The 19,479-nt window shown below is 59.9% G+C and carries 15 protein-coding genes; 13 read left to right on the top strand and 2 right to left on the bottom strand.

All coding sequences use genetic code 11. The features are described from left to right. The first annotated feature begins 123 nt into the window (after positions 1 to 123). From holA to K3G63_RS04440, 6 genes are all read left to right on the top strand, one after another. Entirely contained in the window at positions 124 to 1,200 is a 1,077-nt protein-coding gene (holA, locus tag K3G63_RS04465; RefSeq protein WP_220612874.1) for a DNA polymerase III subunit delta, read from the top strand. Positions 1,201 to 1,261: 61 nt separating this feature from the next. After that, a complete protein-coding gene (locus tag K3G63_RS04460; protein WP_220612873.1) occupies positions 1,262 to 1,855 on the top strand; it encodes a hypothetical protein in 594 nt (197 codons plus the stop codon). A 104-nt stretch (positions 1,856 to 1,959) separates the two neighbouring features. Further along, positions 1,960 to 2,421 carry an MbcA/ParS/Xre antitoxin family protein gene (locus tag K3G63_RS04455; RefSeq protein ID WP_259404258.1) on the top strand — a complete coding sequence of 154 codons (462 nt, stop codon included), beginning with the start codon at positions 1,960 to 1,962 and terminating at the stop codon, positions 2,419 to 2,421. Positions 2,422 to 2,430: 9 nt separating this feature from the next. After that, complete coding sequence (locus K3G63_RS04450; RefSeq protein WP_220612872.1) at positions 2,431 to 2,892, top strand: RES family NAD+ phosphorylase; 462 nt, start codon at positions 2,431 to 2,433, stop codon at positions 2,890 to 2,892. A 212-nt stretch (positions 2,893 to 3,104) separates the two neighbouring features. Further along, entirely contained in the window at positions 3,105 to 6,458 is a 3,354-nt protein-coding gene (locus K3G63_RS04445; RefSeq protein ID WP_220612871.1) for a DEAD/DEAH box helicase, read from the top strand. 146 nt (positions 6,459 to 6,604) lie between these two features. After that, the gene (locus K3G63_RS04440) at positions 6,605 to 6,886 is read left to right on the top strand and encodes a hypothetical protein (protein WP_220612870.1); all 282 of its coding nucleotides are present in this window, start codon (positions 6,605 to 6,607) and stop codon (positions 6,884 to 6,886) included. A gap of 15 nt (positions 6,887 to 6,901) precedes the next feature. Here the strand turns inward: K3G63_RS04440 and K3G63_RS04435 are convergent, their stop codons facing one another. Both K3G63_RS04435 and K3G63_RS04430 read right to left on the bottom strand, forming a co-directional pair. After that, complete coding sequence (locus K3G63_RS04435; protein ID WP_220612869.1) at positions 6,902 to 8,596, bottom strand: alpha/beta fold hydrolase; 1,695 nt, start codon at positions 8,594 to 8,596, stop codon at positions 6,902 to 6,904. A gap of 81 nt (positions 8,597 to 8,677) precedes the next feature. Next, positions 8,678 to 9,529: a hypothetical protein gene (locus K3G63_RS04430; protein WP_220612868.1), complete on the bottom strand. Its 852-nt coding sequence runs from the start codon at positions 9,527 to 9,529 to the stop codon at positions 8,678 to 8,680. A 201-nt stretch (positions 9,530 to 9,730) separates the two neighbouring features. On the opposite strand from K3G63_RS04430, the gene K3G63_RS04425 reads away from it, so the two are divergent. From K3G63_RS04425 to K3G63_RS04395, 7 genes are all read left to right on the top strand, one after another. Next, positions 9,731 to 10,189, top strand: a complete 459-nt coding sequence (locus tag K3G63_RS04425; RefSeq protein WP_220612867.1) for a hypothetical protein — start codon at positions 9,731 to 9,733, stop codon at positions 10,187 to 10,189. A 198-nt stretch (positions 10,190 to 10,387) separates the two neighbouring features. Next, positions 10,388 to 13,648: a tetratricopeptide repeat protein gene (locus K3G63_RS04420; protein WP_220612866.1), complete on the top strand. Its 3,261-nt coding sequence runs from the start codon at positions 10,388 to 10,390 to the stop codon at positions 13,646 to 13,648. Positions 13,649 to 13,834: 186 nt separating this feature from the next. Continuing rightward, entirely contained in the window at positions 13,835 to 15,529 is a 1,695-nt protein-coding gene (locus K3G63_RS04415; RefSeq protein WP_220612865.1) for a hypothetical protein, read from the top strand. A gap of 188 nt (positions 15,530 to 15,717) precedes the next feature. Beyond that, positions 15,718 to 16,980 carry an SPOR domain-containing protein gene (locus tag K3G63_RS04410; RefSeq protein WP_220612864.1) on the top strand — a complete coding sequence of 421 codons (1,263 nt, stop codon included), beginning with the start codon at positions 15,718 to 15,720 and terminating at the stop codon, positions 16,978 to 16,980. 109 nt (positions 16,981 to 17,089) lie between these two features. After that, positions 17,090 to 17,824: a MotA/TolQ/ExbB proton channel family protein gene (locus K3G63_RS04405; RefSeq protein WP_110979255.1), complete on the top strand. Its 735-nt coding sequence runs from the start codon at positions 17,090 to 17,092 to the stop codon at positions 17,822 to 17,824. A 78-nt stretch (positions 17,825 to 17,902) separates the two neighbouring features. Then, on the top strand, positions 17,903 to 18,313 hold the full coding sequence (locus K3G63_RS04400; RefSeq protein ID WP_110979256.1) for a biopolymer transporter ExbD: 411 nt from the start codon (positions 17,903 to 17,905) through the stop codon (positions 18,311 to 18,313). A 164-nt stretch (positions 18,314 to 18,477) separates the two neighbouring features. Continuing rightward, on the top strand, positions 18,478 to 19,368 hold the full coding sequence (locus tag K3G63_RS04395) for a hypothetical protein (RefSeq protein ID WP_220612863.1): 891 nt from the start codon (positions 18,478 to 18,480) through the stop codon (positions 19,366 to 19,368). Positions 19,369 to 19,479 lie beyond the last annotated feature (111 nt).

The following is a 19,479-nucleotide window of genomic DNA, read 5'->3' as shown; positions in this document are numbered from 1 at the left end:
TCACAAAGCAGTCCGCAAAGGTAAGAGGCTACCCGTACCTTTGTTGAGGAAGAATGACAGAGGAGCCTAGCAGACAGATGTCGGTCAATTCTTCATTATTAATTCTTAATTACTAATTAGAGCGTGACCCTCACCGCCGACGAAATTCTGAAGCAGCTCCAGCAGCGGCAGTTTGCGCCCGTGTACTTTCTGCAAGGGGAGGAGCCGTACTATATTGACCTGGTAGCCGATCTGCTGGAAAAAACGGTGCTGCAGGAGCACGAAAAGGGCTTTAACCAGGTGGTACTCTACGGCAAGGATACCGACGTGGCCGGCATCCTGGGCCAGGCCAAGCGCTTCCCCATGATGGCCGAGCGCTCGGTCATCATCGTGAAGGAAGCCCAGGCCGTGGCCGATTTAGAAGCCGAAAAGGCGTGGCCGTTTCTGGAGGCCTACCTCAAAAATCCGTTGCAAAGTACGGTGCTGGTCTTCTGCTACAAGCACAAAACCCTGGATGCCCGCAAGAAGCTGGGCAAGCTGCTCACCGGCGACAAAAACAACCCCGCACCCGCTGGCACGGTGCTGCTCACCAGCAAAAAGCTCTACGACAACCAGGTGGCGCCCTGGCTCACGAACTACGTGCGCTCGAAAGGCCAGCAGATTACGCCCCAGGCTACCAACATGCTGGCTGAGTACATCGGGGCGGAGCTGGGTAGGCTCACGAACGAGGTCGATAAGATGCTCATCAACCTGCTGCCGGGCCACAGCATCGACGAGGACCTGGTGCAGCGTATGGTAGGCATCAGCAAGGAGTACAACATCTTCGAGCTGCAGTCGGCGCTTATTCGCCGCGACGTGCTCAAGGCCAACCGCATCCTGCTCTACTTCGAGGCTAACCCCAAGAACAACCCGCTCATCCCGAACCTGACGCTGCTGTTCAACTACTTCTCGCGGTTGCTGGCCCTGCACCAGTTGCCCAACCCCACCGAAGCCGACTGGAAGCGCCTGAACCTGGCCAACGCCTACGCCCGCCGCGACTACCAAACCGGCCTGAAAGTCTTCCCCTTCGAGCGTACCCGCGACATTGTCCGCCTCATCCGCCGAGCCGACGCCCAAAGCAAAGGCATCGACTCGGGTTCCATGACCGACGGCGAAATCCTGCGGGAACTGGTGTGGCTGATTCTACACCCTGTGCCCCTGCACGCCGTGGTAGGGATGTAGCGAATAGCTTCCGCTTCGCGCTGTTTTTCTAGCAAGGATATATAAAGGTGATATACTCTAAATGATAAAGCCAGAATTCTTACACCCGCTGATTGTTCCGCGTGAATACATTGAAAATAGTACTTGGGACTTGCCGCATTTACCACTGCCGAATGACGAGTTTATCCTGTGCTGGGTCGAATACAGTGAGGCAATGGTATACTTGGATAGGGACGGATATAATGAATTGAACCAGTCAGGTTTGAACTGGCAGCAACAGGCACTAGATAATGTTCGTCAGTCGGCCTATTTCCACCGATACCGAAAAGACAATGTGGTTACGGGGCAGCCAGAATGGATTGCTTTTCTGAATGACGAAGACACTATCAGTTCCAGTAAAGTATTGTTGCACTATGAACTTGAAAGAATATTTCCGTCAGGCTACTCAGTAGTCATTCCAGACCGAGCCTGCGGTATCGTGGTTTCAAATGAATGTTCTGATGAAACGCTTGCGGAAGTAGTACAGATGGTAAGGAATATGTACAACGGTGCTAGTGTTCCTATGTCACAAACGTTTTTCAGCAGTTCAGCCTTTGCTTTGCCAACTGAATGGACGTTGCCATTAGAGAAGGAAACAACGACTCTAATCCTGCAGCTTTTCCAACAGGCAGGATAATATAAGGGAGAGGGGTAGGGCTGCCGATAAATCGAACCCGAAGAAAAATTTCCGCGTTAATCGGAAAAATTTCTCTAAGTTCGACCTGTCAAATCAACACACCTATGGCTGCCGCTGCTCATCCTCCTAAAATTACCGCTACCATGCCCGCTGCTCTGCGCAAGAAGTGGGCAGCCTGGGGGCAAGCGGGCCAAGATGCGTTTACGTTGGTAATGGAAGCGCGCAAAGGGGTGCCGGCCGCCACGGCGTTTGAGGTAGCGGAAGCCTTTCAGCTGCAGGCCAACGAGCTGGAAGCCATCTACGAGCTTTCCACGAAAACCCTGCGTACGTACTCGCAGGAAAAGAAGACCCTGAGTGTGGCTAGCAGCGAGAAAACCCTGAAGATTATCAGCCTCTACAACTTGGGGCTGGAGGTATTCGGGGAGGCGGCGGCTTTTCTGCGGTGGCTGGACAAGCCCGCCCACGGCCTCGACCAGGAGGTGCCGTTGCGGCTGCTGGAAACCAGCGGCGGCATTGACCTGGTAGCCGAGGAGCTGACCCGCATTGCCTACGGCGACTTATCGTAGCCCCGGGGTATGCTGGTATACCGCATCTGCCTGGCCAAATACGCCGATGACCTGTTTGCCTCCGGCTACCGCGCCCGCTGGAATTACAAAGACCAGTTCGTGATTTACACGGCCTCGTCGCGGGCACTGGCCTGCCTAGAAAACGTGGTGCACCGGAGTGGGGAAGGCCTTAACGACCAGTTTCGGGTGCTGGTGATTGACGTGCCCGATGACTTGGCAATCGAAGAAATAGGCCTCGCTCAGCTGCCTAAAAACTGGGAGAAGGCTAGCCGCTACGCCCTCTGTCAGCCCCTGGGCGCGGCCTGGTACACGGCGCGCCAGTCGGCGGTGCTGCGGGTGCCCTCGTCCATCATTCCGCAGGAACACAACTACATCCTCAACAGCCGCCACCCCGAGTTCAAGCGCATTCAGATAGTAGGGCGGGAAGAATTCAGCTTTGATGCCCGTATTAAGGCTGCCGATGTGGGGTAGGAAGCACTGGTACTGATTTGTAAAGACGCGTATTCGTGTCTTAGCGCCAGAACAACCGATACTGGCTGTCATTCCGACGCAGGAGGAATCTGGGTTAGCCTCCCCATGGCTTGACCCAGATTCCTCCTGCGTCGGAATGACAAAAGAACTAACCACACCAACGACTAGACGCGAAGTGTCGCGTCTCTACACCGACCACCGAAGCCGGAGCAATGCCCAACACGCCGGAGCCACTTTACGAACACCAGTTTATCTTCACTAGGCTCACCCTCCCGGACCTAACCAGCGCCATCATTGAACAGCACTACGGCGCCGATATACTGCCGGAGGGCCGGGCCCTGAATGCGGTGCTTCCTGAAGAGTTGAGGATAAACTACGGGAGGTTTAGCCTGGGCGAAGGGGTAGGGCCTGAGGTTACCGTAGACCAGAATACGGACTTGGTGGTGCAATGCACCTGCGGTGCCCCGGCAGGGCGGTTGTGCGCGCACGAGGCCCTGGTGCTGCTAGCCCTGGTGCAGCGCCGGGAGCTGCGAATTTTCTTCGATGCTCCGTTGCGCCAGAGTCGGCTGCGGGCCGTGGCGCGGGACTACGGGCTGGAGCAGCAACCCAACCTCGACGAGCATTTTCAGCTAACCTATACCGAAGGGCAAACCAGCATCACGCCCCGGCAGCCGGAGCTGCTACCCCTTACGGCGGCTACTAAGCAGGAACTAGTGCGCCAACTCCTGCCCGAGAAACGGCAGCTACTCCCGGCCGAGCCCGCCGCCACGCGCGCCGTGCTGCTGACTCGCCACCGCTACTACGGCCACCTGACGCTGCAACTCATCGAGGCGGAAACTACCGCCGCGAGCAAACTTCGCAACCCCCTGACGACCCTGAACCCGCTGGATGGCATCTGGAGCGTGTCGGACCCCGAGGTGCTCAAGTTCTACACCGGTCTGGCCCGCTTTCAGCATAATTACGAGGAGGAGCGCTCTACCCAGGCCCTGGAGGCGCTGCGGGCGGTAGTGAAAAACCCATTGGGACTGCCAGTATACGCTCACCAGGCGGCCCAGGGCGAGAAGCCCACGGCCCAGTCGGTGGCGGCGGTGCGGGTGCACCGGGCCCGGCTGGAGCTGCGCCTGCTGGTGACCGAGCAGGGCGAGTTTTACCGGGTGTCGGGCCAGCTCAGCGTGCTGGACCAGCTGCTGGATTTAAAAGACGTGACCATTCGCTACGACTACTTCGTGGCCCTGCACGACGACCTGTACCTGCTTGATGACCTGGACGTGTGGCGGGTGGTGGAGTTTTTCAAGAAGCGCAGCAATACCTTGTTGCTGCACCAAAGCAAGTTCCCGGAGTTTCAGCAGGACGTGCTGGCTGGACTCGAAGACAAGCTCCACATTCACTACACCTACGTGCGGACTGCCACGCCCCAGCAGCTGGCCCTGGGGGGGTACCAGGAAGAACCCAAGCCGCTGCTCTACCTCTCCGAGGCCGGCGCGCACGTAGAGGTGCTGCCCGTAATGCGCTACGGCGAGCGGGAAGTGTCGGTGCTGTCGCGCAAGCAGCTTCAGGACACGGACGCCCTGGGCCAGACCTTTGCCGTAGCCCGCGACGCGGCGGCCGAAACCCGGCTATTAAAAGCCTTGATGCGCCACTACCCCCACTTCGAGGAGCAACTCCACCTCGACGCCTTGTACGTACCGAAAAAGCAGTTTCTGGATGAGGACTGGTTTCTGGAAGCGTTTGAGGACTGGCGCACCCAGGGCATCACCATTTTGGGTTTCAACCAACTCAAGGGCAATAACCTCAACCCCCACAAGGCCCACATTACGGTGCTGGTGAGCCGGGAAATAAACTGGTTTGACACCAAACTGGGCGTGCGCTTCGGCAAGCAGCACGCCACCTTGCCCCAGCTCTACCAGGCCGTGCGTAACCAGCGCCGCTACGTCACCCTCGACGACGGCACCCGCGGCATCCTACCCCAGGAGTGGCTCGATAAGTTCACCCGCTACTTTGCCGCCGCCGAAGTTGTGGAGGAGCAGCTCCGCACTCCCGCTGTCAATTTCGCGGCCGTAGAGGAGGTCTACCAGCCCGAAGAACTCACCCCCGAGGCCCGCGCCCAACTCTCTGACTACCGGGCGGCCCTGGCCGATTTTGGCGGCATTCAGGTAGCGCCCGTGCCGGCGGGGCTGCAGGCTACCCTCCGTGACTACCAGCGCCAAGGGCTGAACTGGCTGAATTTTCTGGATACCTTCAACTTTGGCGGCTGCCTGGCCGATGATATGGGTCTGGGCAAAACCCTGCAAGTGCTGGCGTTTCTACTGCTCCAGCGCGAGCAGGGGGAGCGGGCCGCCAGTTTAGTCGTAGTGCCCACTTCCCTGGTGTTTAACTGGCAGGCCGAGGTAGCCAAGTTCGCGCCCACGCTGCGGGTGCATACCCTGCACGGAGCCAGCCGGACCAAGCACGCGGCGGTATTTGATGGCTACGATATTGTGCTGACTACTTACGGCACGCTGGTGGCCGATGTGCGCGCCCTGCAGAGCTACCAGTTCAACTACGTGATTCTGGACGAGGCCCAGGCCATTAAAAACCCCGATTCACAGCGCTACAAGGCGGCGCGGCGCCTGCAGGCCCGCAACCGGCTGGTGCTCACGGGCACGCCCCTGGAGAACAATACCTACGACATCTACGGGCTGCTGTCGTTTGCCTGTCCGGGTTTGCTGGGCAGCCGGGCCCATTTCAAGGCCCACTTCGCTACCCGTATTGATAAGTTCAAGGATGATAGCCAAGCCCGGGCCCTGCAGCAGAAAATCCGGCCCTTCGTGCTGCGCCGCACCAAAGCCCAGGTAGCCCCCGAGCTGCCCGACAAAACCGAGATGGTGCTCTACTGCGACATGGGCCCCGAGCAGCGCCGGGTGTACGAGGCCTGCAAGGAGGACTACCGCAACCTGCTACTGGGCCGCCGCGAAGACGTGCTCGGCAAAGACCACATGCACCTGCTCCAGGGCCTGACCCGGCTCCGGCAAATCTGCAACTCGCCCGCCCTGCTCCCCGACGGACCCGATTACGGCGCCGCCTCGGCCAAGCTGGAAGTGCTGCTGGAAGAGCTACAGAACCACGCGCCCCAGCACAAAATTCTCATTTTCTCCCAGTTCGTGGGCATGCTCGACCTGATCCGGCCCATGCTGGAAGCCCACGACATTCCCTACCAGCAGCTCACCGGCCAAACCCGCTACCGGGCCGCGGCCGTGCAGGAGTTTCAGCAGAACGAGCAGGTGCGGGTGTTCCTTATCAGCCTGAAAGCCGGCGGTACCGGCCTCAACCTCACCGAGGCCGACTACGTGTACCTGGTGGACCCCTGGTGGAACCCCGCCGTGGAAAACCAGGCCATCGACCGCGCCTACCGCATCGGGCAAACCAAGAAGGTAGTGGCCGTGCGCCTCATCTGCCCGCGCACCGTGGAGGAGAAAATCATGCAGCTCCAGCAAACCAAGCGCGAGCTGGCCCAAGACCTCATCCGCACCGACGCGGCCTTGCTGAAAACCCTCTCAAAGCAAGAGCTGCTGGAGCTATTCGAATAAGTCTGTCATTCCGACGCAGGAAGATCTTGGTTACCTTCTTAACCGAAACCCCAGATTCCTCCTGCGTCGGAATGACAGGTGGTTAACCTGAGGCGCGTAACTTGCCCCGGCCTGTTGTTTCCTCTTTCTTTTCCTACCCCCATCCCATGCCCGAAGCCCCCACCATGCAAGTGCTCGACATCATTGCCATGTCGCCGAAAGAAGTCTTCCTGGTTGGCCGGCTGGAAGGTCCGCTCAAGCCCGGCTCGTGGGAGTTGCGCCTGAACGAGGAGGTAGTAGCCACCCTGGATATCACCGGCGAGGCCCGGATTGAAGCCGGCCGCAAGGGGAAGCTCCAGCCGCCCCGTGTAGCCGTCAGCCGCACGCCCGTTGAGAAAAGCCGCTTCGACTTCACCCGCGACGAGGTGACGCTGGTGCGCCAGGGGTAGGGCAGCGCTAGAGGGCTAACGTTGCTGCAAGAACCGCAGCACGGATTTATTAAATGCCTCGGGGGCCTCTTGGGGGGCGTAGTGGGTGGTGTTGGGGAAGACAATTAACTCGCTTTGGGGCAACGCCTTCGCCAGGGCTCGGGTATGCGCTTCCAGAATTACGTCGTGCTGACCGGCCATGACCAGGGTAGGAGCCGCTACCCCTTGCAGCTCGGCAAACGTCAGCTGGGGCTCTTGCAGCAGGAGGCGCAGTAAGCGCGTACGGTTCAGATCTGGGGCGGGGAGCCGCTGTTCTTCCCGCAGCTGCCGGCGCAGCAGCGCCAGGAAATTGGGTTCAATGGCCTCGGGCGTGGGAAACAGGTTGGCGCCCATGACGGCTAGGCGACGCACGTACGCGGGGTGGCGGAGCGCCAGCGTCAAGGCCGTGTTGCCCCCGTCACTCCAGCCCAGGATATCTACCTGGCGTAGGCCCAGCGAGTCGAGCAGCTGGCGCGTGTCCTCGGCAAACAGGTCGTAGGTGAAGTTGGCAGTGGTGTGGTCCTGGCTACGGCCCTGGGCGCGGGTGTCCACGGCAATAACCTCAAAATGTTGAGCCAGCTCGCCGATCTGGCGCTGGAAGGCAGCAATGGATTGGCCATTGCCGTGCAGGAGTAGGAGCGGGGTGCCCTTCCCGTACCGCTCGTAGTACAGCCGCCCGCCCTTCACGGTTACGTAGTGGCCCGCTTGCAAATTCTCGCCGTAGTGCTGGGGGTTGGTGAGGTTAGGCAGGGTGGGCGCTGCGAGGTAGCGCAGATACCGTAGGCTGTCGGGCAGTTCGTAAGCAGCGGCAACGGTGGTAGTGGGTGCGGCTTTGCTGGCACCGTAGGAGTCGGCGGTGAGGTAGAAGCTGAGGTAACCGGATTTCTGCTGCCAGGCCGCCTGGCTTTTGTTGCGGGTCAGGATGCTATGGCCCGGCGCGAGCACCGCCGATACCCCAAAGGCCTTCGGGGTGCCTTCCTGGGCTTCACTCTGCAGCCACTGAATGGTTACGGCTACCTCCCGCTGGCCCTGCAACTGCACCTGGTAGGGCGACAGATCCACCCGCACCCAGCCGCGGGGCTGGGTTACGTCGAAGCGCACATCCTGGCGGAGCAGGGGTTGGTCGGGTAGGCCGGCTTTTACACTGTAAATGTTTAGCCGGAACTTAACTGATTTGAAGCGGTTGAAGGCCACGTGCATGTTGAAGTCGCGCAGGCGGCAGTCTTTATCAATGCCAATGATGGTGCCCTGCTCTTTGGCCAGGGCGTCGCTCACCAACCCGGCCTCGGTGTACATGCTGGCCCCCATCAGCGTGGAACTGCTGGTGCGGCCAAACGTTTTGGTTTTCACCTTGCCCGGCCGAACCGTCACGGCCGCCAGACTAACGCCGCTGGAACGCAGGCGCACTACCTGCCCGGCGGCCTGCAACGTAGCAGCAGGCCGGGTGGCCGACTGGTAGCCCACGCACGAAACAACTACGGGTTCGGCTAGGTCGGTGGGGATAGTAAACCGGAAGCGGCCCTGCTCATCGGCCACCGTCCCGAGGGGTTTGCCCGCTACGCCCACCGAGGCAAACGGCACCGGCGCCTGGGTCTGCGCATCCAGCACGGTGCCCTGCAGCAAGGTTTGAGCAAGTAAACGAGGGGTAGTAACTAAACTCAGCAGGCAGAGCAGGTATAGGGACAGACGCATGGAAAGAAGGTAGGGAGTTGGCTAAGGGAGCCGCCCGGCAGACGGAAGGTTGCCTTGAACCACCCAAGTGCCCGGTTTGGCTTAGTACCGCTCCTCGTTGCGCACTGAACTCAAATCGATAAGATATTCGCAGGCTTTCCGGAAGCCATCCCGCTCCTCGGGACTTTGGCGGGCTACCATATGGTAGCCGCGGGCTTGGTGAATTTCCAGTAGCCATTCTGAGCCATCCAACATACCAGGTTGAGGCTGGCAAGGACACATTCCTGAGAACTTGGCTTGGGTTAACAAGTCTTGCAGATGCTGCCACTGCTCTGGCGTAACTGCTACAGTAGTTTCTTCCGCTTTAACTGGCCCGGCCCGGCGTTTACCTTCGGCAACTTCCCGTTGAAACTCCGGGTCAGCCATTGTTTCGTTATAGTACTTCCAAGCGTCTGCCCGTCTTTTGGCCGAAGCAGTCGGGGGCAAGCTATTCGGATGCAAAACGGTCAGGGTTTGAAAGCCGGGAGGTTTATCCAAAAGCTGGGTGTGAAGAGTTGCACCAGTCGAAGTGTGGCGTAATGTGAGGAGTACGGGCCGGTGGAAGGAACGCAGCCAGAGAAAACGTACGATGTCGGCTCCTAAGTAATAGTTGGAGAGAACGGGAGCCTCAAAATAGGTGAGCGTGTAGGAAGCATGTTCTAAAGTACCAGCGCAGTTAGCAAACCTGATATCTGTGTTATATCGAACAGCGGGCCATTTATTTTTAGGAACATACTTAGCATGCAATGAATCCGCCGCCGGAAAGTAAAACGTCGTCGAATCCCGCGGATGGCCCTGTGCGTCGGAAATGGCGGGGTTTTGCGGGTAAGCAGAGGTAGGAAAAGTAGGAGCGGAGCACCCCCCGAGGCAGAGGCCGGTAAGCCCGGCGAGCAAAGCAGAATAGAACCGTTGCATAGAGCTATACAGGAAACAAGTTCCCCAATCACGGCAGAATCCTCGGGTTTTCTACACTAAACCAGCCGCGTACCGACTTAAAATCGGTCGAGCTTTTCACTACATTTAGCGGCGCCAGTAGCAGTCCAAACACGCTCTAACAACTAAGTAGCGGCTATTGGTAAGGGAAGTAACTAGCTCTGATTTTTACCGGAAATAAAGATGAACAAGTATTCGCACTACGGGACTTTGCTTCTCTTAAGCGCAGCAATGCTAAGCGCTTGCCAAAAAATGGTGGATGAGGAACAGAAAGGTGTTTTTATCATTAGCAATCAATCCGGCTACGACCTTGAACTGAAAATATACAGCACCAGCAACCGGCAGCGGTTGCCCTTGATTCTGGGGTTGCCTAATACCACAAGCGTAGAGCGTGTCAGCTATGGTGGGGCGGGTAATATTGCTCATCCTGAATTGTCTTCGCAGGGTGATTCCGTTCGGCTGCTATTCCAGGACGGGAAGCAGTTGCTGCACTATTGCCCCCAGCCACAGCAGACCGGCAGCCAGTGCCTGCCATTGCGTAATCTATTGGCCTTGAATCAATACCAAGTGGAGGCCCTGAATGAGCATACTAGTCGGTTCACCTACACAATAACTGCTGCGGACTACACCTTGGCGCGTTAAAAATCAGTTGACAACAAGGTGAGACGAGAGGGGAAACCTGAGCTGCCGATCCGCTTATGAACACCAAACCGACCGCGCACCGCGTTACCACCGGCAAAAAGGGCCGTTTCCGGGCAACCTCGGCCGAACTTTTCGCTACTTTTGGCTGATTCCCGGTGCCCTGGCGGCGCCGGCCTCCCTTGTGCGTAACGCTTTCTGATGAAACTATTCCCCCGCCTGGCGCTGGCCGCCTCCCTTTCCGCTGCCGCCCCCCTGGCCGCGCAGGCCCAGCAAACGCAGGTGTTCACCGCCGACGAACGCCACTACCAGGAAGGCCTCGAACTCTTCGACCGCGGCAAGTACGGCGCGGCCCAGCAAGCCTTCCAGCGCTACCTCGACCAGACCCAGCGCCGCACCGGCGAGCTGGCCCCCGGCCGCACCACCGATGCCGAGTACTACTACGCCGTGTCGGGCCTGTACCTGTTCCACCCCGATTCGGAGTCGCGCATTCTGGCTTTTGCCACCAACAACCCGGCCCACCCCAAAGCCGCCCAGGCCTACTTCGAGTTGGGCAAGTTCTACTTCGATAAGAAGGACTACGTGAAGGCCATTGACTACCTGCAGAAGGTAGGGCCCGACAACCTCTCCGACGACCAGCGGGCCGAGGCCGAGTTCAAGCTCGGCTACGCCTATTTTGCCCAGAAGGAATTCGACAAGGCCAAGCTGCAGTTCGACCGCAACAAGGCCGGGGCCAGCGAGTACCGCTACGCCAGTTCCTACTACGCCGGCTACCTGGCCTACCGCGCCGGCGACTACGCCGGGGCCCGCAAGGACTTAGCCGTGGCCGAGCAGAACGACGCCTACAAGCCCGTGGTACCGGCCGTGATGTCGCAGATTTACTACAAGGAAGGCGACTACGAAGGCCTGATTACCTACGGCACCCAGGCCCTGCAGCAAACCCCACCGCCCCAGAGCGCCGACGAAATTCAGCTGCTGGTGGGCGACGCCTACTACCAGAAGGAAGATTTCAAGCAGGCCGCCGAGTACTTCGATAAATACGCCGCCGGCCGCAAGAGCATCGACCCCAAGGTGCAGTACAAAATAGGGTACGCCAACTTCAAGCAGGGCGACTTCAAAGGCGCTATTGGTAGCCTGAAGGGGGTAGCGGCCCGCCGCGACTCTCTGGGCCAGAACGCCGCCTACCACCTGGGCCTGAGTTACCTGAAAACCAACCAGAAGCCGCTGGCCCTGAACTCCTTCGATGCGGCCCGTAAGGTGACGTTTGATAAGGTTATCACCGAAAACGCGACCCTGAAGTACGCCCAGGTAAACTACGAGCTGGGCAACACCCAGGAAGTTATTGCCGCCCTGCGCGACTTCTCCAAGCGTTTTCCCCGCTCCAAAAACCAGGCGGCCGCCGACGACATTCTGAGCGAGAGTTTCCTGAACTCCTCCGACTACGCCCAGGCCCTCAACTACCTCGATAACCTCGACGAGCGGAGCCAGAAGCTCAACGCTACCTACCAGCGCGTGGCTTACCTGCAGGCCGCTACCCTTTACAATAACAACCGCTACCAGGACGCGCTGCCCGTGCTGGACAAGAGCCTGAAGTACCCCCAGGACGAGGCCCTGCGCGCCGCCGCTCAGGTGCTGAAAGGTGAAATCTACAGCTACGGCCAGCAGTACCAGCCCGCCATTACGGCCTACACGGCCGCCGCGCGCACAGCCCGCACTGGCTCGGCTTCGGAAACCGACTTCGACCAGAAAGCCCGCTACGGCCTGGGCTACGCCTACTACAATACCAAGCAGTACGACCGGGCCCGCCAGCAGTTCCAGGCCTGGCTCCAGGACCCGGTAGCCAAGCCCGCCGACCCGAACTACTACGACGTGACCCTGCGCCTCGGCGACACCTACTACGTAGCCAAGCAGTACCAGCAGGCCCTGGATCAGTATAACAAAGTCATTCAGGCCAACGCCGCCGACAAGGACTACGCCTACTACCAGAAGAGCGTAACGCTGGGGCTGATGGGCCGCCGTGAGGAAGCCAGCAGCACCTTGAGCACCCTGCTGAAAACCTCGCCTACCTCGCGCTACGCCGATGACGCAGTGTACCAGCAGGCCCAGCTCGATTTTGAGGCTGGCTCGTTCCAGCCCGCCGTGGAGGGCTTCTCCCGCCTGATTACCAACCGCCCCAACTCCCTCCTGATTCCGCAGGCCCTGCAGAAGCGCGGCGTGGCCTACCAGAACCTGGAGCAGCACGCCAAAGCGGCCGAAGACTTCAAGCGAGTGCTCAGCCAGTATCCGCGCACCAAAGCAGCCGGCAGCGCCATCTATAGCCTGCAGGAAAGCCTGTCGGCCCAGGGCAAAACTGAGGAGTTCGACCAGTACCTGGCTCAGTTCAAGCAGCAGAACCCCGACAGCAAGGCCACCGAAAGCGTAGAGTTTGAGGCCGCCAAGTCGTTGTACCTGGCGGAGAAGTACGCCCAGGCCATTCCGCGCCTGGAAAGCTACCTGCAGCAATACCCCAACACCACCCTGGCCGCCGACGGCCGCTACTTCCTGGCCGATTCCTACCTGCGCACCGGCCGCAAAGCCGACGCCCTGCCTCGCTTGAAAGCCGTGGTAGAGGAAGGCAAGAGCGAGTTCGTGAACCGGGCCGTGGGCCGGGTGGCTGATCTGGAGTTTGAAAACAAGAACTACTCCGAAGCGGCCCGCTATTACAGCCGTCTGCGCGAAGTGTCCCAGAACAAGCGGGAGGTAGCCAACGCGGGTATTGGGCTGATGAAGAGCTACTACGAGGCCGGCGACCTGGAGGGCACCCGCCGGGTAGCGCAGGAACTGCAGGCCCAGGGCGGTGCTTCCATCAACGCCACCAACCTGGCCCTGCTGTATTTGGGCAAGGCCAGCTACAAAGCCGGCAGCCTGGAGCAGGCCATTGGCGAGCTGACTACGGCGGCTAACACGGCCAAGGATGAGAGCGGGGCCGAAGCTCAGTACCTCATTGCCAGCGCGCTCTACCAGCAGAAGAAATACCCCGAAGCCCTGGACGCGGCCTACAAAAGCAACTCCGACTTTGCCAACTACGACCTGTGGCTGGGCCGGGCCTTCCTGCTGATTGCCGACGTGTACAAGGAGCAGAACGAAATCTTCCAGGCCCGCGCCACGCTCAACTCCATCATCGACAACAAATTTCCGGTAGCCGAAATCGTGGAGGGCGCCAAGCAGCGCCTGGCTGCCCTGCCCGCTGACCCGGCCGCCACGCCGGCCCCGAGCGCGCCCAAAACCCAGCCGGGCAAGACCCCGCCCGCTACCCCCAAAGCCGCGCCCAAAGCCACCACACCGGCTACCAAACCAGCCACCGGTAAAACCACCACCAAGCCTGCTACCGGCAAAACGTCGGTGCGCAGTTCCCTGGTGCCGAGCGAGGCCGTGCCCACCGATTCTACAACCAACTCCACGGCCTCACCCCAGGAAGAGTAGCCGACCCCACCGCAACTCGGTCCACAACGAGCGGACCGGGTTGCGGTGGAATCTTCCTGAAGTACATATCCAGGAAAAAGGTTGTAAATCATTTAAAGTCAGAAAATAATAGGAGAGGGGCGTCAAGCAAGAATGAGCTTATGAGCATCATTCAGGACCCAAAGCCCCAAGTCCCCACGACCCTATATGAAGCATAAACTACTGGCCGCCGCGGCCCTGCTGACTACCACCGTTCCGGCTACGGATGCCTGGGCGCAGAAGACGCGCGGCAAGATTGAGGACGCCGAAATTGAGATTGTAAAGGAGCGGGTAAACGAGCTACCCGAGGCCACCCGCAACTTCGAGAAAGTGAAGATTGAAGCCCCGGCCAAAACCGGCGAGGCTGTCGGCTACACCTACCCCGACTTCCGTCTGCCGGCCGATAAGCTCAACCCCTCGGTACGGGTACTTACCATCCGGCAGGAGGAGTTGGCCCCGCTCACGGGCAACTACCTCAAGGCCGCCCTGGGCAACTACGGCACCGCCTACGGCCGGGCCTACCTGCACAACACCCGCTCCGAAACGGCCTCCTACGGCCTCGACTTCCAGCACCTGTCGTCTTCCCGCGGCCCCATCGACAAGAAGAACTCCAGCCAGGCTCAAACCAGCCTGGGTCTCAACGGGGAAACCTACAGCGGCCCCGTGGCGCTGGGCGCCAAAATCGACCTGGGCCGGGAGCGGTACAACTTCTATGGCTACAACCGCAACGTAGCCGATTTGCCTACCCAGGACAGCATCAAGCAGGTGTTCAAGCGTGCGGCCATCAAGGTGTACGCCCGCAACCGCGCCCAGGACGCCGCCTTCCAGTACGACTTCGGGCTGGGCTTCAACTACTGGAGCGACTACTACCAGGCCCGGGAAAGCAACGTGTACGCTACGCTGCGTTCGGGCTACCGCCTGGGCGAAACCAGCCGCGTGAGCATCAACGGCGACGTGTCGTTCCTCTCTCACAAGGACTCCCTGACCGTGAGCCGGCCCTTCGTGCAAGTAACACCCGCCTACGAGGTGACCCTGAACCGACTGGCCTTGTCGGTAGGCGCTACCCTGGGCTACACCGGCGACACCATTGGCAAAGCCCGGCAGTTCAACGCCTACCCGGCCGTACGCGTCGCCTACACCGTAACGGAGGATAAGTTCGTGGCCTTTGCGGGCCTCGGCGGCGCCATCCAGCGCGTGACGATGTACGACCTGACCACCGAGAACCCCTGGCTGGCTCCCAACGTGCGCGTGGCCGACACCCGCCGCGGGCCTACCCTCTACTTCGGTTTCAATGCTACCCCGGCCCGGGCCCTGCAGGTAAACGCCCGCGTGACCCTGTCTAACGACCGGAACCTGTACTTCTACAACAACTCCCGCCGCGACTCCAGCAAGTTTGACCTGGTGTACGACCCCAAGGCCACTCAGCTGATCAACGTGCACGGCGAAATTATTTACAACGCCGCCGAACAATTTCGCCTCGGTTTCAAGGCCGATTACAACGGCTACAACGTGAAAACGCTGGACAAAGCCTTTCACCGCCCGGCCTTCCAGTCGGTGCTGTTCGGCACGTATAACCTCTACGACAAGCTCCTGCTAGGAGCCGAGTTGTATACCTATAGTTCGAGCTACGGAACAGGTTTGGTGGCCGCTTCTCCCATTGATCCAGGCTTCTCGCCCAAGATCCGTGGCTCCCGGCCGACGGATGCCGTCATCGACCTGAATCTGCGCGGGGATTACCGCATTATGGAAAATCTGTCCATATTTGCTCTGGGCAACAACCTCATCGGCAAGAAATACGAAAGATTCCTTAACTACCCCGTGAAAGGAATCAACGTCCTGGCCGGTGTCACCTACGACTTTTAATCTGATCTGAAATTGATGCAGGAATGGACCGCTAACCCCGCTGCCTGCTGAGTACAGCCAAGGACCTTTTTCTGCTCGTGGAAAGCCTAGAAACGCTTTCCGGGGGCGCGAAGAGGTCCTTTGCCGTGCCTGGGCTGCTACCTCCTCTCTGCGCTTCAACTTCTTCCCACCTCGCCTACTCCTCCAGAATGCTATCTGACCATATCCGCACCTTGCTCCGGGACCATGACTGCGTCATCATCCCCGATTTTGGCGGCCTGATTGCCGATTATGCGCCCGCCCAGATTCATCCGGTGCGGCACACGCTGGCTCCGCCAGCCAAGCGCGTGGCCTTCAACCAGTCCCTGACCCGCAACGACGGGCTGCTGGTAGATGCCCTGAGCCGGGAGCTGAATGTGAGCACGGCCCAGGCCCGCCAACTGGTGCGCGAAGCCGTGGTACGGATGGAAACCGAGCTGGAAACCGGGCAGCGCACCGAGCTGCAGGGGGTAGGCGTGTTCCGCCGGGCTCCCGGCCGCGGCCTGGATTTCGAGTACACTGGCGGCCAGAACCTGCTCAACGCCAGCTTCGGGCTGCCCGAGCTGGTGTCGCGCCCCGTGCGCGCGACGGACGCCCTGCTGGCCCGCGAGCGGCCCGTGGCAGCGCCCTTGCTCGCTTCGAACCGCTCGGCGCGGGCAGCCCGCGTCTTCCGCGTTATCGGCTCGGTGGCTATTGCTGGGCTGGTGCTGTCGGCCAATTACATCTTTGCCGATATGTTCGGCTACCTCCCCGAAACCCTGCGGGTGAACGCGCTGTCGGCTACTACGTCAGAGGCTCCGGCGGCTACCCCCGCCTTGGCCACCAAACCCGTATTGCGCCAGCAGGCAGACCTGGTGAATACCGCCCGGCCCTCGGAGCTGGCCGCTACGCCTACGCCGGCCATCACGGCCGCCGAAGCCGCTGCCAACGACGAGTGGGAGAAAGCTGCTACCCCGGCTGCCGCTCCTAAAGCAGTAGCCCTGAAGCCGGCTGCCAAGCCCGTTACTACCCCCACCAAGGCAGTTAAACCGGCTGCGAAAGTCACAGTACCCGCTTCGGCAATTAAGCCCGCCGTGACGGTAGCTGCTGCACCGGTACAAACCGTAAAAGGCAAGCCCGCCGTCAAGCCTAAAGCACCGGGTTGGGAAAAAGCTGCCGCTACCAATGCAACCGCCGGGGCCTCGGCCGCGACAATTAAAAGCCGGACGGGCCGTTACTACATCGTAGCGGGCTCGTACACTAGCCTGGCTAACGCCGAGAAGGGCCGCCAGGCGCTGGTGCGTCTGGGTCACCCGGCCCGCGTTATTCTGCCCGCGCCCGGTAGCCGCCAGTACATGCTGTCTGTAGCCGACTATCCCGACCGGGCTTCGGCTGACCGTCAGGCCAGCATCCTGCGCAAGCGCATGGGCGACCTGTGGATTAAAAACTACTAACCAGACTTGAATCAATAATTCGAAATTTTGAATAGCTAAAACACTCAGGCAAAGCATTATAAGCCTTGGGTGTTTTAGCTATTCTTTTGCTTCTCACCGTATCCCACGCATGACGCACCTGCTCTCCCTGCTGCTGCAACTCCAGGTTGGCAGCGACGCGGCTCCCGCCGCTTCGCCCGCCGCTGCCGACTCGGCTGCTACCGCTGCCAACGCGGCCGCCAATGCCGCGCCCGGCCTCTCGCTTATCGACCTGATTCTGGCCGGGGGCTGGATTATGGTGCCGCTGTTCCTGCTCTTCTTCGTTTCCGTCTACATCATTCTGGAGCGCTACCTGACCATCCGCAAGGCTGGCGCCGTACCCGAGTCGTTTATGCCGGGTATCCGGGGGCTGATGGTGAAGGGCGATTTGCAGGGAGCCAAAATGCTGTGCGCCCAGAACCCTACGCCGCTGGCCCGCATGATTGAGAAAGGTATCCGCCGCATTGGCCTACCCCTCAAGGAAATCGAAACCAGCGTGGAAAACGTGGGGAAAATTGAAATTGCCCGCCTCGAGAAGAACATTAACGTGCTGGGCATTGTGGCCGGTATTGCGCCCATGCTCGGCTTCGTGGGTACAATTATTGGCGTAATCAAAATCTTTTACGCCATCAGCTCCACCGGCGACTTCGGCATTGCCCAGATTTCGGGCGGTCTGTACACCAAAATGGTAACCTCGGCGGCCGGCCTCATCGTGGGTATCGTGGCGCACATCGGCTACCACTGGCTCAGCATTATGGTGGAGCGCATGGTGTTCCGCATGGAAAACTCGGCCATCGAGTTCATGGACATCCTGCAGGATAATTAGTAATTGGTAATTAAGAATTAGTGAGCGTGCCAGCCTCAATTCTTAATTACTAATTCTTAATTCTTAATTGAGAATTGAATGGACCTCAGCCGGCGCCGTAAAGTTTCTTCCCACGTCGAGACCAGCTCGATGAACGACATCATGTTCTTCCTGATGCTGTTCTTCCTGATTGTCTCGACCATGGTGAACCCCAACGTCATTAAGCTCATGCTGCCTAACGCCCGCTCGGGCAAGCAGGCCATGAAGCAGCCCATCACGGTTTCCGTGGATGCGGCCGGTAAGTACTTCATCGACCGCCAGAACATCACCCCCGATCAGCTGGAGCCCGAGTTGGCCCGCCGCGTGCAGGGCCTGGAGAGCCCGACGGCCGTGCTGCGCGTAGATGCTTCGCTGAACGTGCAGAAGCTGGTGGATATTCTGGAGGTAGGTAACCGCCTCAAGATAAAGATGGTGATGGCTACCCAGGCTCAGCAAGCGTCGGGTAAGTAGACTGATACCTCCGCCAGCGGCTCGTGAACCTGCCCAGCGGGTTCGGCCGTTACATATAGCAACACAGCGCCCCGTCTGCCGTTTTTCGGAGCGGGGCGTATTGATTACCAGAAGCTGCCAGCTGGTTGTTACCGGCGGGGTAGCCCTCTTAAAAGACAAGTCCCATGGCAACCGAATATCGGGAAGAGCATCGGCGGGAAGCCCTCCTGGGCACGGTGATGATAAATGCGGCGCTGGCTGCCCTGTTCTTCTTTACCGTGTTCAAAGGCCCCGATCCGCCCCTGGAGGAGCTGGCCGGGGGCGACGGGGTAGAGCTTAACTACGGGGTGGATGAGGTAGGCTCCGGCGACATCCAAAGCCAGGCCCCGGCCAACGAGTCGAAGAACCGGGAGGACAGCCGTCCGCCCGCCTCGCAGCCCGACCCCACGCCACCCCGGCCCGTGGCGCAACCTGACCCTACACCGCCCACCGAGCAGCGGGTAGTCACCAGTGAGGCCGAGGAAAGCCCCGTAACGGTGCCGCCCGCGAAAAAGGTAGCCGAGGCGCCCAAGGAAGAAGTAAAGCCTGAGCCTCCGCGCCCGAAGGTGGATCAGCGGGCCGTGTTCACGCCCCGCGCCAACCGCGCTGATGGCGGCGGTAACGGAGTAAACGGCACCAGCAACGCCCCCACCGGCAACAACAACGGCGACAACCCCGGCACTGTGGGCGACAAAGGCGACCCGCGCGGTACCTACGGCGGCACCGCGTACTCCGGCGAGCCGGGCAAGGGCGGCCGTGGAACCAGCCCCGGCAGCGGCGGCCTGGAAATGGCTGGCTGGGCCGTGGTCAGCAAGCCAGATGTTGTTGGAGTAGACAATAATTCCGGCTTCGTGCGCTACAAAATCAAAATCAACGCCGATGGGGAAGTGGAATCGGTAACGAAGGTTTCAGGCAACGTCTCGCCCGCGCAAGACCGTATGTGCCGCGATGCTCTGGAGAAGGTAGAGTTCCGCCGTACTAGTTCGGCCGAGGGCGGAGCCACCGGTTTCTACACGTTCCGCTTTACCGTTCAGTAAACTTGTCATTCTGAAGGAAGTGAGGAATCTGGGTTACTCACTAGAAGCTAATTCAGATTCCTCGCTTAAGCTCGGAATGACAGCCGAAAGCGCCGCTCTACCACGTAGGGC

The sequence above is a fragment of the Hymenobacter sp. HSC-4F20 genome, from assembly GCF_019599275.1.
Classification (GTDB): domain Bacteria; phylum Bacteroidota; class Bacteroidia; order Cytophagales; family Hymenobacteraceae; genus Hymenobacter.
The sequence above is the reverse complement of the archived record's forward strand: the minus strand, read 5'-3'. Positions and strand labels throughout refer to the sequence as shown.